Genomic DNA, 12,528 nt, shown 5'->3' on the forward strand with positions numbered 1-12,528 from the left:
GCTACTACTGGGGCGTGCGCTGTGACATCAGGATGGCCTGGATGATGTCGTGGGGGTCCTTGGCCTGAGCTCCCTGCCCTTGCACGATGATGCGATGTGCCAGCACCGGCGTGGCCACTTCGCGCACCACGGCCGGGTCCACATAAGAGCGGCCGCGGATGCAGCTGAGCGCGCGCGCCATGCGCGCCAAGCCCAGCGTGCCGCGCGGGCTGGCGCCGAAGCGGATGTCGGGGTGCTTGCGCGTGGCCCGCACGATGGCTGCGATGAACTGCGCCACCTCAGGGGTGATGGACACCTCGTGCGCCCCTGCCACCAACCGCTCGAACTCGCCGGCCCGGCACACCGGCTGCAGCCGGCTGATGGGGTGCGAGAACTGCTGGCTCTGGATCAGGCCCGCTTCGGTATCTGCGTCGGGGTAACCCAGCGAAAGGCGGATGAGGAAGCGGTCGAGCTGTGCCTCTGGCAGCGGGTAAGTGCCCGCCATATCGATGGGGTTTTGCGTGGCCAGCACGGCGAACGGCGTTGGCAGCGGCAGGGTCTGTCCGTCCAGCGTGATCTGCCCTTCCTCCATGCATTCGAGCAGGGCGGACTGGGCGCGCGGGTTTGCGCGATTGATCTCGTCGGCCAGCACGATGTTGGCAAAGACGGGGCCGGGGCGCAGCGTGAAGCTGCCGTCCTTGGGGTTGTAGACCGGCCCGCCCACAATGTCTGAAGGCATCAGGTCGGCGGTGAACTGAATGCGTTTGAACGACAGTCCCACCGACACCGCCAGCGCGCGCGCCAGCATGGTCTTGCCCAGACCTGGCACGTCCTCAATCAGCAGGTGCCCGCCAGCCACGACGGCTGCGAGCGCCAATTCGACCTGTTGATGCTTGCTTTCCAGAACTTTTTCAACGTTCTGAACAATGGCTTGTGCCGTGCGTGCGCACTGCTGCGCAGCGTCTGTGACTGTTTGTGCGAGATCCAACGGACTTCCCCCTGTTGATATGCCAAAAATTCTAAGGGAGCGGGTGTGGTGGAACCAAGACACATGATGAGCAGGGACATATCCGCGCCCGGTCGGCGCCGGAGCCCGCACAGCTGAACGAATCAGGTTACCCTGCCCGGTTAGCAACAAGGATTCCCATGAAAAAACTCAACGTCACCATCCAACTTGAAATGACCGTGCCCGACGACTGGGAGCTGGCCGACACCTCCGAAGGCACGCCCGTCATCAAGCTGCCCGATGGCAAGTACATGGACATCGCCATCGAACCGCTGTTTGCCGCCGACCCCGAAGACCTGTGGGCCAGCACCGAAGACGAGGACGTGCTGGACGACATCCTCGACATGGTGGACAGCGAGGCGGTGACGTACGAGTTTGTGACGCACTGAGCCGTGCCAGGCCCTGACGGCCAGGTCTCGCTGGACGGTGGCCCCTACCCCGCGTGGCATGTGCAGACGCCACGCCTTGAAGTTCGCATCGCTTAATCTTGCAAGACATTAAAAGTGATTCTCATATTTGACAAATTGGCAGTTTTGCAAATAATGAGAATCAAATGCCCTCTACAGCCCCTCTATCCACCACCCAAAGTACTGCCCAGATGGTGGCGCTGGGCGAGCAGATTCGTGTCCGTCGCAAGTCGTTGGGACTGAGCGCCACGGTGACGGCAGAGGCTGCGGGCATATCGCGTGTCACGCTGCACCGCATTGAAAAAGGCGAGCCTTCGGTGACCATGGGTGCGTGGTGCAACGCGATGGCCGCACTGGGCATGGCGGTGCAGGCGCACACCGCATCCGACGACCTGGCGCGCGGCGCGCAGGCGCAGGACCGCTCGGGCTGGATTCCAGCGCGGGTGGTGCTCACCAACTACCCCCAACTGCGTGCGCTGGCTTGGCAGGTGCATGGCACGGATGCCTTGTCGCCCGCCGAAGCGCTGGACATTTACGAACGCAACGCGCGCCACCTGGATCTGTCCGCCATGTCTGCCGAAGAGCAAGCCTTGCTGCAAGCACTGCGCTTGGCTTTTGCGCACCGGCCTGGAAGCAGCCCTGGCCATGTTTGAGCGGCCGCACCACCAGCGCATTGCCCATGTGCTGGCTGCGTTGGACGGCACCGTGCTGCGCCAACATGGCTGCCTTTTTGGCGGAGGCACGTGCATCGCGCTGCAGTACGGGGAGTACCGCGAATCGGTGGATATCGACTTCCTCGTGTCGGATGCGTTGGGCTACCGGGAGCTTCGGCAACTGCTGACCCATCCCAGCGGGCTCGCCACCATCACCCACGCCCAGGCGCAACCTCTGGTGGCACTGCGCGAGATTCGTGCTGACCAGTACGGCATCCGGACGCAGGTGCAGATGGATGGAATGGCCATCAAGTTCGAGATCGTGCGAGAGGCGCGCATTGCGCTCGATGCGCCCGGTGCTCAAGACGCGATTTGCGGCGTAAGCACCCTCACCCGGCTGGACTTGGCTGCATCCAAACTGTTGGCCAATTCAGACCGCCAGGCCGATGACGGCGTGTTCAGCCGCGATGTGATTGACCTGGCCATGATGGGTTTGCCCCTGCCCACACTGCGTGCGGCCTTGGCCAAGGCGCAAGAAGCCTATGGCCAGTCGGTGGCGCGCGATCTGGGCAAGGCTATTGACCGGATACAGCAGCGCACAGGATGGCTGGAGCGCTGCATGGAGGCAATGGCCATGCAGTTGCCCAAGGCCGTGCTGTGGCAAAAGGTGCGAGCGCTGCGGCGTTTGCTGCCGCTGGAATAGGTCGAAAGTCTCGTTCAATATCTTGGCGCGATGGCATCAATAACTATATTTTTGATAGCACATAGCGTTCAACCTACAAGCACCAGGAAGCGATTTTTCGAATTTTCATCACAACTGCGAGCGCAGCCAGCCCGTCAGTTTCTCGTGCGCTTTCTCCCGCAGCGGCCGGTCTCGCCAGGCCTCGTAGGTCACGCGGCGTGACCGCTTGAGGTCGCCTTCAAACACCTGTGTCTGGCGCTGCGCAAACATTGCGTCGTACACATTGAGGTTGGCCTCGTCGTTCAGGCGGAACGACCGGTTGTCAAAATTGGTGGAGCCCACCGACACCAGCAGCTGGTCCACGATCATGACCTTGCAGTGGTACATGGTGGGCCCGTATTCATAAATCTCGGCGCCCGCCTGCAGCAGCGAGCCCCAGGTGGCGCGGGATGCGGCCTTTACGGTTTCGGTGTCGGTGTGTTCGCCAGGGGTCACCAGGCGTACGCGCACGCCGCGCGCCAGGGCGTCCATGAGCAGTTTGTGGGTCAGTTTATCGGGCACGAAATACGCTACCGACAAATCCAGGCTGCGCTCGGCCGCCGTGATAGCCAGGTGGTACATGAGCTGCATGCTCTCGCTGCCGCTCGATGGCGAGCTGGAGAACATCTGCGCCTTTTGCGTGCCCGCCGCAGCGATGGCCGGAAAATACGCCTCGCCATGCAGCACCTTGCCGGTGACCTTGAGCCAGTTGTCCAAAAACGTGGCCTGCATCTGCGCCACGGCGGGGCCGCGCACCAGGTAGTGCGAGTCGCGCCAGTGCTCCGGGTCTTGCGCGTGGCCTGTCCACTCGGGCGCAATGCCGACCCCGCCGGTAAAGCCCACCTGACCATCCACCACCAGCAGCTTTCGGTGCGTGCGGTTGTTCAGGCGCGCCAGGTTGTACCAGTGGGGTTTGTGGAATTTTTCGATCTGTACCCCGGCCTCTTTCATCTCGGTCAGGTAGCTCTCTTCCATCTTGGCACTGCCCACCCAGTCAAGCAGCACATGCACCGGCACGCCGGCGCGGGCGCGCTCGCTCAGGGCATCGGCAAACTGCTTGCCGATGTCGCCCGACCAGTAGATGTAGGTTTCGAAGGTGACGCTCTTTTGCGCGGCCTGGATGGCGGCCAGCATGGGCGGAAAGATCTGGTCGCCATTGAGCAACTCGGTCACCTTGTTGCCACCCACGATGCCCGGGCCCAGCAGGCTGCCCAGAGCGCGCTCGAACTGCGGGTGGGCGGTGCTGTACAGGCGCGGCAGTTGTTGCTGCACTTTTTTCTCGCCCGCCGTGAAGTTGAGCGCCAGCAACACCAGTGCGCCCGTGGCCAGTGCTGTGAGAAGAACAGTGAGCATGGTGGAACGGCGGCGGCGGTGGGCGGCTTTCGGCATGGCGCGATGGTAGGCGGCGCCCTGTGGGCGCAATGTAGGCGGACGCCGCCAACACCGGGGGCACAATTGCCGGTGTTGGTCGCGACAGCGGTCGCATCACCCACGCCCCCCAAACACATCCCGCTGCATATTTGCCGTTGCCCTGCCGTGTCTGAATCTGCCCGCCCTGCCTTCCTCCACCCCGCCATCTCCATCAACCGCCGCAGCGCCCTGGTGGGCGCGGCGGGCCTTCTGGCGCAGCCCGCCATGCTGGGGCTGCTGCACGCCAAGCCCTTGCCGCCCGCGCCCACGGTGTGGCCCCAGGCGCTGCAGGTGCCGGGGGGCGTGGCACGGCTGTCGCTCGGGCCCGCGGCCACGCGGCCGGTGGCGCAGGTGCGCCAGGGTGATGTGGATGTGCCGCTGCGGGTGGTGGGCGATGCCATCGAATGGACGGCCATCGTGGGCATTCCGCTGGCCGCTACGCCCGGCGATGCGTTCATCACCGTGCTGGCCGAAGGCGGCGGCAGCCCGCGCCTGGTGCACTACACCGTGGCACACAAGCAGTACAAGGAGCAGCACCTGCAGGTGTCGCCGCGCACGGTGGACCTCTCGCCCGAGGACCAGGCACGCTACGAGCGCGAGCGCGAGCACCAGGCCGGGGTCATGGCCACCTTCACCGAGCAGCCTGCGGGCCAGGCGCCGGCATCGCTGCGCATGCGCGTGCCGGTGCCTGGGCGGCGGTCCAGTTCGTTCGGGCTGCGGCGCGTGTTCAACGGCCAGCCGCGCAACCCGCACAGCGGCATGGACATCGCCGCGCCCACGGGCACGCCCATCGTGGCCCCGCTGGCGGGCCGGGTGATCGACGTGGGCGACTACTTTTTCAGCGGCGGCACGGTGTGGCTCGACCACGGCCGGGGCCTACTCACCGTGTACGCCCACCTCAGCAGCAAGGACGTGCGCGTGGGCGACGTGGTGAAAGCGGGCGACGCGTTCTGCAAGGTGGGCGCCACCGGCCGCGTGACCGGCCCGCACCTGCACTGGGGCGTGATGCTGAACCGCACCATGGTGGACCCGGCGCTGTTCATCCCCGCGTAACTACCATTTTGATAGCTGCTTGCGCTTGATGGACAAGCGCCAGCGGCCAATTTCATTCAAAACACAACTCCCCGCATGACCTCGCGCCTGATCCGCTTCAACAAACCCTATGGCGTGCTGAGCCAGTTCACCGCCGAAGGCAAGTGGCAGGGCCTGAAGGACTACATCGACCTGCCCGGCGTGTATGTAGCGGGGCGGCTGGACGCCGACAGCGAAGGGCTGCTGCTGCTCACCAACGACGGGCCGCTGCAGGCCCGCATTGCCGACCCGCGCTTCAAGATGGAGAAAACCTACTGGGTGCAGGTGGAAGGCATCCCCAGTGATACCGCGCTGGCCGCGCTGCGCAGCGGCGTGCTGCTGAACGACGGCCCCACCCTGCCCGCCCGCGCACACCTTCTGGAGCCCGCGCCTGCCGTGTGGCCGCGCAACCCGCCCATCCGCGAGCGCAAGGCCATCCCTACCGCGTGGATCGAACTCGTCATCCGCGAAGGCCGCAACCGCCAGGTGCGGCGCATGACGGCCGCCGTGGGCCACCCCACGCTGCGGCTCATCCGCGCGGCCATCGGGCCCTACACGCTCGACGGGCTGGCGCCGGGCACCTGGGCCGATTGAATCGAGGCAGCTACGCCGCCACCGCATCTATGCGGCGCGACAGTGCCGATCCACGCGCACGCAGGAAGGCACGCAGCCCCTCGGCATAGTCCGCGCCCACGGCCTGCTGCACCGAAGCGCGCGCGGCCAGCGCAGCGCGCCAGTGCAGCACACGCGGCAAGCCTTGCCAGAGCCCCAGCTCATCCACGCCCGGCAACGTGTCGATGACATCGAAGTACCGGAACACGGGGCCGAACACCACGTCCACCATGCCGAAGTCCAGCCCCGCAAAGTACGGCCCCGGCCCGCTGAATTCACCCAAGGCACCTTCAAGCTGCACGAAGCGGCTACGCAACTCCTGCGCGCGGGCCCGCAGCGCGGCTTCATCCGGCGCAGCGTAAAAAGCGCCGATGGTGTTGAGCACCGTGGAGCCAAATTCCATCCACGCACGGTGGCGGGCGCGCTGCAGCGGGTCCTGCGGGTGCAGTGTGGGCATGGCGACCTCGTCCAGGTACTCGCAGATCACCGCCGACTCGAACAGGCTCTGGCCGCGCACCTGCAATACCGGCGTCTTGCCCAGCGGCGAGAGGGCCACGAACCAGTCGGGTTTGCGCGCCAGGTCAATGGTGCGGCGCTCGAACGGGAGTCCCTTCTCGTGCAGCACGATGGCCACGCGCTGCACATAGGGGCACAGTGCATGCGAGACCAGCGTGAGCGCTGGCACAGCGGCCACCTCTGCGCTCACGATGCCAGCCCCTCGGCACGCAGCGCGGCCTGCACCTGCGGGCGGGCCGCCACGCGCGCCATCCAGGCCTGCAGGTGCGGGTAGGCCGTGAGCGGCATGCCCAACAGGTGGGACCAGTTGACGATGGTGAAGCCATACGCATCGGCCACGCTGTACGCGCCCGCCAGGAAGTCGCTGTGCGAAAGCACGCCATCCATCTCCACAAAACGCGCGGCCAGCTTGGCCTTGGCGGCCTGGCGCGTGGAGTCGGCCGTCTCCTTGTGCCACAGCCAGGGGCTGAAGCCCTTGTGCAGCTCGGTGCTGATGAAGGTGAGCCATTCCAGCACGGCCAGGCGCTCGCGCGAGCCGGGCTTGCCGATCAGCGCCTGCGCCGGGTCCAGGTCGGCCACGTACTGCAGCAGCGCCGCGCCTTCGGTGTGGCGCGACTGGTCGGCCAGCTCCAGCAGAGGCACATAGCCACGCGGCGAAATGTCGAGGTAGCTGGCACCGGTCTCGGTGGTGTGGTGGGCCAAATCGACCTTGACCAGGTCGAAGGGAACACCCACCTCGCGCAGGGCGATGTGGATGGCCAACGAGCAGGCACCGGGGGCGTAGTAGAGCTTCATGGGGACAGGTCTTTCTGTGCAAAAAAGAAGGTGGGAGGTGTCGCCCCTTGGCACCCATCGGTACCTATTTGTATGCGGCGACAGGCAGAATTTATGATTGCATCAACGCAAACAAAATACGCATCCATGAAATCATTTATTGCAAATACGCAATACCAACTGGGCGCTGCCGAGCTGGAGGTGCTGCTGGCCATGGCGCGCACCGGCACGTTGGCGGCGGCCGGGGAGCGGCTGGGCGTGGATGCGTCCACCGTGTTCCGCGCCATCCAGCGCATCGAACGTGGGCTGGGGCAGCCGCTGTTCGAGCGCTCGCGCGCGGGCTACCGAGCCTCGGAGCTGGCCCAAGCCCTGGCCGAGCAGGCCGAGCGTGTGGAAGCCGCCCTGGAGGCCGCCCGCACCGCCGCGCAGACGCAGCCCGAGCAGGTCTCGGGCACGGTGCGCATCTCCACCACCGACACCATCCTGCAGGGCCTCATTGCCCCCGCCCTGCAGGTACTGCAGCCCCGGCACCCGGCCCTGGTGTACGAGCTGCATGCAGGCAATGAACTGGTGAGCCTCACGCGGCGCGACACCGACATCGCCGTGCGCGCCACCAAACGCCCGCCGCAGCACCTGGTGGGTCGGCAGCTAGGCATGGTCCGCGCAGCGCTCTACACCGCCGCAGCCAGCCCGCTGGCCCTGTCCGACGTGGAGGCAGGCCACGCCGCCTGGATCGCCCCGGACGACGCTCTGCCCGACCACCCTTCGGTGCGCTGGCGCAAGAAGCGTTTTCCCAAGGCGCAACCCACCTACCGCGTGAACAGCCTGCTCACGGTGATGGAGCTGGTGGCGCTGGACATGGGCGTGGGCGTGCTGCCGATCTTTCTGGCGCAGGCCCGCAGCGACCTGCGCCCGCTCACCGGGTCACTGGCCGACTGCGAGACCGAGCTGTGGTTGCTGACGCATCCCGAGTCGCGCCACCTACGGCGCATTGCGGCGGTGTATGGGCACCTGGCGGAGGCCGTGCAATTGACCTGAAAACAGGGCCCCAACCTGCACCCTGGTCAGGCAGGCAGGGCCTCGCCGAACACCTCCAGCGCAGACCCGTGCAGCGCACGCAGCATGTCCACCGGGTCCACCGCCTGCGCCAGGGCCAGTGCGCCGCTGTGGGCATACGCAGGCGCGCGCAGGCGCTGGGCCACTTCGACCACGATGGGCGCGGTCACGGCATAAATGTCCTGCCCGCGCACACCGGCAGTGCGGGTTCTGCCGTTTTGCTGCAGCTGCACCACCAGCTCGAAGCGCTGGGCTGAGCGCCCTTGTGCGTCTGCGGCAGTGGGCGGCGGGGTGTCGGTGTCGCGGATGTCCTGCAGCGCCGAGCGGTTGAGCAGCGAACGGATCTGGCCCACCGGCAGGTGGTGGGCCAGCGTGATGACCTCGCTGAACGGAATCTCCACCATGGCCTGTGCGCCCAGGGGCGCAGAAAAGGCCCAGTCGGGCACCTGCGCGGCAGGCACCAGCGGCACCAGGCGCCCGTTGATCACCACCTGGCGCGGCACGGTGTTGCGCTCGCCCGTCTTGCGCGTGCCCGCCGTGGGCCACCAGCGGTCCAGCGCGATCGCCACCGTGATCTCGTCGATGGCGCCAGCCGAAGCCAGTGCGCTGGCCAGCAGGTCGGCCAGGCCGCCATAGAAGGCGGCCGCCGGAATCACCACCTTGCCCGCAGCGCGGGCGGGTGCATCGAAATCGGCCAAGCTGGCTTGCGCACTCGCCTGCTCCGCCGTCACATCGATGTAGTGGCAGCCTGCCTGCAGCGCGGCCTGCGCCACCGGGGCGGCCGTGTCGAGAAAGGGGCCGGCGCAGTTGATGACCACGGCGCAGCCGGCAAAGGCATGTTCCAGGCTGGTGGGGTCGGCCAGATCGGCGACGCGCCGGGGCACGTCTGGCGCAAACACCTCGTCCAGCCGGGCGGCGTCGCGCCCCACGGCCACCACGGGCAGCCCGCGGCGTTGTGTTTCCTGCACGACAAATTGGCCGGTGTGGCCGGTGGCGCCGTAAACGGCGATGGGGCGGTGTTGTTGCGGGTTCATGGTCATCCTTTGCGTTGGGTGGGTGGTTGAAATTAACGATACAGACCTGTCTGTTTTTTGAAGATTACAGACAGGTCTGTATCATGTCAAGCATGCGCACCACAAATTCACGTTCCACCAGGGACCTCTCCCCCACCAGCGGCCCGGCCACGGGGGCCGAGCCCACCGCCGATGTCCGCAGCCGCATCCTCGACACCGCGTCCCGGCTGTTCTACGAACGCGGCGTGCGCGCCGTGGGCGTGGACCTGGTCGTGCTGGAAGCCGCCGTGGCCAAGACCAGCCTGTACCGCTACTTCCCCACCAAGGACGACCTCATCGTGGCCTTCCTGGAGCGGGAGGATGTCGAGTTCTGGGACCAATGGGACAGCGTGGCGGCCCAGTTCGCCGATGACCCGGCCGGTGAACTGGAGGCCCACATGCGCTGGATTGGCGAGCGCCTGGCCCGCTCCAACTACCGGGGATGCCCCCAGATCAACGTGGCCGCTGAATTTGCCGAGCAGGACCACCCCGCACGGCACGTGGCCCAGCGGCACATGCAGGCGCTGCGGGGCCGCCTGCACGACATCGCGGTGCGGTTGAAGGCACCCCGCCCCGAGCAGCTCGCCGCCCAGCTTGCGGTGGTGGTGAACGGCGCCTTCGTGAGCGCCGGACTGCTCAGCGCCGAAGAAGCCACCGGCGTGCTGGTCGCAGCCGTGCTGGCCCTGCAGGCCGGTGCCCACAGCCCGGGCTGACCCCGGGCGGACATCTGCTGCCAGGCCGTTGTCAGCAGCCCCTCTCTACAGTGCCCGTACCCGCTTCGCCTGCACCGGGCCAGCGAACGTACCCACCCTCAGAGAGGAGCCCCCACCGTGCCCCCGCAAGGCAAACACCCCCACCCCGGCAAGACCCAGTTCTACGGCGCATCCAGCCTCGACGGTTTCCTCGCCACGCCCGACCACGACCTTGGCTGGCTGCTGCAGTTTGGCGAGATCGAGGGCTCCAGCTACCCCGCTTTCATCCGCGACGTGGGTGCGCTGGCGATGGGCTCGCACACCTACGAATGGATGCTCCGGCACGCCATCGACGCAGGCCAGCCTTGGCCCTATGCGCAGCCGACGTGGGTGTTCAGCTCGCGCACGCAGCGCGCCATCCCGGGTGCCGATGTGCGCTTTGTGCAAGGTGATGTGCGGCCAGTGCACCAGGCCATGGTGCAGGCCGCAGCGGGGCGCAATGTGTGGATCGTGGGCGGGGGCGAACTGGTGGGGCGGTTTTATGACGCGGGCCTGCTGGACGAGCTGATCGTGCAGATCGCACCCGTCACGCTGGGTGCGGGCAAGCCGTTGTTGCCGCGCCGGATCGCACAACCGGCGCTGCGCCTGCAGTCGGTCACAACGCTGGGCGGCCTCTTTGCGGAACTGAGGTACGAGGTGCCGCCAGCCCCACAACGCAACCCATAGCCGCAGTCTTAAAACTATTATTTTTATAGCTACTTACGCTTATCCATACAGCGTCAGCGGCATCTTTTGATGCAAAAATCAGCTCAATCCAGCGGCACCGCCTTGTTCACGGGGTGCGACAGCACCAAGGAGGTCGAGACGCTGCCAAACGCCGCCAGCGCATCCACCACGCGCTCCAGGTCGGCGGGCTGGCCGAAGGCACAGCGCACCACAAAGCAGTCTTCACCCGTCACGCGCACGGCGTCCAGCACTTCAGGCAGGGACTGGAAAAGCAGCACATAGCGCGGGATGTGTTCGTGCGTGGTGCGCACCCGCACCACAGCCTGCAGGCCCAGGCCCACGGCGGCCAGGTTGATGCGGGCCGCATAGCCGGCAATCACGCCCGCGTCTTCGAGCTTCTTCACGCGTTCGCTCATCGCGGGCTGCGACAGGCCGATCTGCTTGCCCAGCGCCGACAGGCTTTGCCGCGCATCGTGCTGCAGGGCCATGAGGATCTGTCGGTCTTTTTTGTCCAGCTCCACGGCGGTGCTTCCTTTGTTTTCTTGCGATGAGTTGAAGGTTTGGAGGACCGATTTCCGATGAGATCCCCTGGCCGAATCAACGGCGATTTCCTATCGTTGGCGGGCAGTGATGGATCTGCTTTGACAACAAGGAAGTTTGATGACGACGCGACCAGTTTTGCTCATTCCGGGCATCTACAACTCGGGCCCCCAGCATTGGCAGTCATTGTGGCAAACCCGGCACGCGGGCGTGGGGCGGGTGGAGCAGGCAGACTGGGACCACCCCGACTGCGACACCTGGGTGCGCACACTCGACGACGCCATTGCCACATCGCCGCAGCCCCCCATCCTGGTCGCCCACAGCCTGGGCTGCCTGGTGGCGGTGCACTGGGCCGCACGCCACCCACGGCCCGTGCATGCGCTGCTGCTGGTGGCCGTGCCGGACCCCGAAGGGCCGAATTTCCCGGCCGACGCCCAAGGTTTTTCGCCACTGCCTGCCAAGCTACCCGCCCTGCCTACCCTGCCAAAACGGGTGCTGATGAGCAGCACCAGCGACCCGTATTCCACCCCTGGCTTTTCGGCGCAGTGCGCGAGCGCCTGGAACGCCGAGCACATGGTGCTGGGCGCGCGGGGCCACCTCAATGCCGCCAGCGGCCTGGGCGACTGGCCGCAGGGGTGGGCGCAGGTGGCGCGCTGGCGCAGCGAGTGACGCCGGAGACCACCGCCCAGCGCCTCAGCTTCAACCGCCGATCGTTTGCGCCTGGTCCATCACGAGGTAGCGCTTGACCAGGTCAAAAAAGCTCTCGTAGAACGTGTCCTTGGAGATGGTCTCGCTGCCCACCTTGACCAGCGATTCGCTGCTGGCAGAAAAAGGCAGCGACACCGAACCGATGGCGCCCACGCCCACGCTGGCCGAGTTGTTGGTCTTGCGCAGGGCATAGGTGTCCTGCAGCGCCGTCACGAAGCCCAGGCTGACCTTGCCGTCCGTGGCCTCGGGCACGCAAACCACGCGCACCACCATCTGCAGGTGCGATTCGGCTTCGGGCTGGAAGCTTTTTTTGCCCTCCACCAGCTCCGCCTGGTGGGTGGAGATGATGTAGCCCTGGCTCAGCAGTGCGCGGCGCGATGCCTCGCAGGTCTGCTGGGGTGTAGCGTCGAACAGGCGCGAGTAGGTGGCCACCGAACCAAAACTCTCCTGCACCCCGAATGTCTTTGCGCCCGTGGCCATGCAACCCGACAGGACCCATGCTGCCGCCAGAACCCCTGCCAAGACCTGCACGGCGCGAAAACCTGAGGACCGGCGAAGGGGCCATGGTTTGCAAAGAACACTACAAGCGCCTAGGGAGTTTCTGG

General features: G+C 66.2%; 16 protein-coding genes. 9 read left to right on the forward strand and 7 right to left on the reverse strand.

Going from position 1 to position 12,528, the window contains the following annotated elements:
* Window positions 1-4: 4 nt before the first annotated feature.
* On the reverse strand, window positions 5-1,078 hold the full coding sequence (locus tag IB243_RS19055; protein WP_370540363.1) for an AAA family ATPase: 1,074 nt from the start codon (window positions 1,076-1,078) through the stop codon (window positions 5-7).
* A gap of 47 nt (window positions 1,079-1,125) precedes the next feature.
* Between IB243_RS19055 and IB243_RS19060 the strand changes: the two genes are divergently transcribed.
* From IB243_RS19060 to IB243_RS19070, 3 genes are all read left to right on the forward strand, one after another.
* A complete protein-coding gene (locus IB243_RS19060) occupies window positions 1,126-1,374 on the forward strand; it encodes a hypothetical protein (RefSeq protein ID WP_010460340.1) in 249 nt (82 codons plus the stop codon).
* A 164-nt stretch (window positions 1,375-1,538) separates the two neighbouring features.
* Window positions 1,539-2,045: a helix-turn-helix domain-containing protein gene (locus IB243_RS19065; RefSeq protein WP_192428736.1), complete on the forward strand. Its 507-nt coding sequence runs from the start codon at window positions 1,539-1,541 to the stop codon at window positions 2,043-2,045.
* Window positions 2,038-2,748: a nucleotidyl transferase AbiEii/AbiGii toxin family protein gene (locus tag IB243_RS19070; RefSeq protein WP_192428737.1), complete on the forward strand. Its 711-nt coding sequence runs from the start codon at window positions 2,038-2,040 to the stop codon at window positions 2,746-2,748. The genes IB243_RS19065 and IB243_RS19070 overlap by 8 nt, the downstream gene beginning before the upstream one ends.
* 108 nt (window positions 2,749-2,856) lie before the next feature.
* Here IB243_RS19070 and IB243_RS19075 read toward each other — a convergent pair whose 3' ends face one another.
* Window positions 2,857-4,119, reverse strand: a complete 1,263-nt coding sequence (locus IB243_RS19075; RefSeq protein ID WP_192428816.1) for a phosphatidylserine/phosphatidylglycerophosphate/cardiolipin synthase family protein — start codon at window positions 4,117-4,119, stop codon at window positions 2,857-2,859.
* 183 nt (window positions 4,120-4,302) lie between these two features.
* On the opposite strand from IB243_RS19075, the gene IB243_RS19080 reads away from it, so the two are divergent.
* Window positions 4,303-5,229, forward strand: a complete 927-nt coding sequence (locus IB243_RS19080) for a M23 family metallopeptidase (protein WP_192428738.1) — start codon at window positions 4,303-4,305, stop codon at window positions 5,227-5,229.
* 75 nt (window positions 5,230-5,304) lie between these two features.
* Window positions 5,305-5,841: a pseudouridine synthase gene (locus IB243_RS19085; RefSeq protein ID WP_192428739.1), complete on the forward strand. Its 537-nt coding sequence runs from the start codon at window positions 5,305-5,307 to the stop codon at window positions 5,839-5,841.
* 10 nt (window positions 5,842-5,851) lie between these two features.
* Here the strand turns inward: IB243_RS19085 and IB243_RS19090 are convergent, their stop codons facing one another.
* Together IB243_RS19090 and gstA are read right to left on the reverse strand one after the other, a co-directional pair.
* Complete coding sequence (locus tag IB243_RS19090) at window positions 5,852-6,565, reverse strand: glutathione S-transferase family protein (protein WP_192428740.1); 714 nt, start codon at window positions 6,563-6,565, stop codon at window positions 5,852-5,854.
* Window positions 6,562-7,170, reverse strand: coding sequence for a glutathione transferase GstA (gene gstA / locus IB243_RS19095; protein ID WP_010460331.1), 609 nt, complete (start codon window positions 7,168-7,170; stop codon window positions 6,562-6,564). The genes IB243_RS19090 and gstA overlap by 4 nt, the downstream gene beginning before the upstream one ends.
* Window positions 7,171-7,296: 126 nt before the next feature.
* Between gstA and IB243_RS19100 the strand changes: the two genes are divergently transcribed.
* On the forward strand, window positions 7,297-8,187 hold the full coding sequence (locus IB243_RS19100) for a LysR family transcriptional regulator (protein ID WP_192428741.1): 891 nt from the start codon (window positions 7,297-7,299) through the stop codon (window positions 8,185-8,187).
* A 26-nt stretch (window positions 8,188-8,213) separates the two neighbouring features.
* On the opposite strand, the gene IB243_RS19105 is transcribed toward IB243_RS19100, so the two are convergent.
* Window positions 8,214-9,239: a trans-acting enoyl reductase family protein gene (locus tag IB243_RS19105; protein WP_192428742.1), complete on the reverse strand. Its 1,026-nt coding sequence runs from the start codon at window positions 9,237-9,239 to the stop codon at window positions 8,214-8,216.
* 92 nt (window positions 9,240-9,331) lie between these two features.
* Between IB243_RS19105 and IB243_RS19110 the strand changes: the two genes are divergently transcribed.
* Entirely contained in the window at window positions 9,332-9,970 is a 639-nt protein-coding gene (locus IB243_RS19110) for a TetR/AcrR family transcriptional regulator (protein ID WP_192428817.1), read from the forward strand.
* Window positions 9,971-10,087: 117 nt separating this feature from the next.
* Complete coding sequence (locus tag IB243_RS19115) at window positions 10,088-10,675, forward strand: dihydrofolate reductase family protein (protein WP_192428743.1); 588 nt, start codon at window positions 10,088-10,090, stop codon at window positions 10,673-10,675.
* Window positions 10,676-10,758: 83 nt separating this feature from the next.
* Here IB243_RS19115 and IB243_RS19120 read toward each other — a convergent pair whose 3' ends face one another.
* Window positions 10,759-11,196, reverse strand: coding sequence for an Lrp/AsnC family transcriptional regulator (locus IB243_RS19120; RefSeq protein WP_192428744.1), 438 nt, complete (start codon window positions 11,194-11,196; stop codon window positions 10,759-10,761).
* Between the two features lie 139 nt (window positions 11,197-11,335).
* On the opposite strand from IB243_RS19120, the gene IB243_RS19125 reads away from it, so the two are divergent.
* Complete coding sequence (locus IB243_RS19125) at window positions 11,336-11,884, forward strand: alpha/beta hydrolase (RefSeq protein WP_192428745.1); 549 nt, start codon at window positions 11,336-11,338, stop codon at window positions 11,882-11,884.
* A 30-nt stretch (window positions 11,885-11,914) separates the two neighbouring features.
* Here IB243_RS19125 and IB243_RS19130 read toward each other — a convergent pair whose 3' ends face one another.
* Window positions 11,915-12,403 (reverse strand): DUF2242 domain-containing protein, encoded by a 489-nt coding sequence (locus IB243_RS19130; RefSeq protein ID WP_225585083.1) that lies wholly within the window; start codon window positions 12,401-12,403, stop codon window positions 11,915-11,917.
* Between the last annotated feature and the right edge of the window lie 125 nt (window positions 12,404-12,528).

Source organism: Acidovorax sp. ACV01 (assembly GCF_014851495.1).
GTDB lineage: Bacteria > Pseudomonadota > Gammaproteobacteria > Burkholderiales > Burkholderiaceae_C > Acidovorax > Acidovorax radicis.

Bases quoted from the DNA above. Each gene is read 5' to 3' on its own strand.
- IB243_RS19060 (WP_010460340.1), top strand. From the start codon at position 1,126: ATGAAAAAACTCAACGTCACCATCCAACTTGAAATGACCGTGCCCGAC.
- IB243_RS19065 (WP_192428736.1), top strand. From the start codon at position 1,539: ATGCCCTCTACAGCCCCTCTATCCACCACCCAAAGTACTGCCCAGATG.
- IB243_RS19070 (WP_192428737.1), top strand. From the start codon at position 2,038: ATGTTTGAGCGGCCGCACCACCAGCGCATTGCCCATGTGCTGGCTGCG.
- IB243_RS19075 (WP_192428816.1), bottom strand. From the start codon at position 4,119: ATGCTCACTGTTCTTCTCACAGCACTGGCCACGGGCGCACTGGTGTTG.
- IB243_RS19085 (WP_192428739.1), top strand. From the start codon at position 5,305: ATGACCTCGCGCCTGATCCGCTTCAACAAACCCTATGGCGTGCTGAGC.
- gstA (WP_010460331.1), bottom strand. From the start codon at position 7,170: ATGAAGCTCTACTACGCCCCCGGTGCCTGCTCGTTGGCCATCCACATC.
- IB243_RS19100 (WP_192428741.1), top strand. From the start codon at position 7,297: ATGAAATCATTTATTGCAAATACGCAATACCAACTGGGCGCTGCCGAG.
- IB243_RS19105 (WP_192428742.1), bottom strand. From the start codon at position 9,239: ATGAACCCGCAACAACACCGCCCCATCGCCGTTTACGGCGCCACCGGC.
- IB243_RS19110 (WP_192428817.1), top strand. From the start codon at position 9,332: ATGCGCACCACAAATTCACGTTCCACCAGGGACCTCTCCCCCACCAGC.
- IB243_RS19125 (WP_192428745.1), top strand. From the start codon at position 11,336: ATGACGACGCGACCAGTTTTGCTCATTCCGGGCATCTACAACTCGGGC.
- IB243_RS19130 (WP_225585083.1), bottom strand. From the start codon at position 12,403: ATGGCCACGGGCGCAAAGACATTCGGGGTGCAGGAGAGTTTTGGTTCG.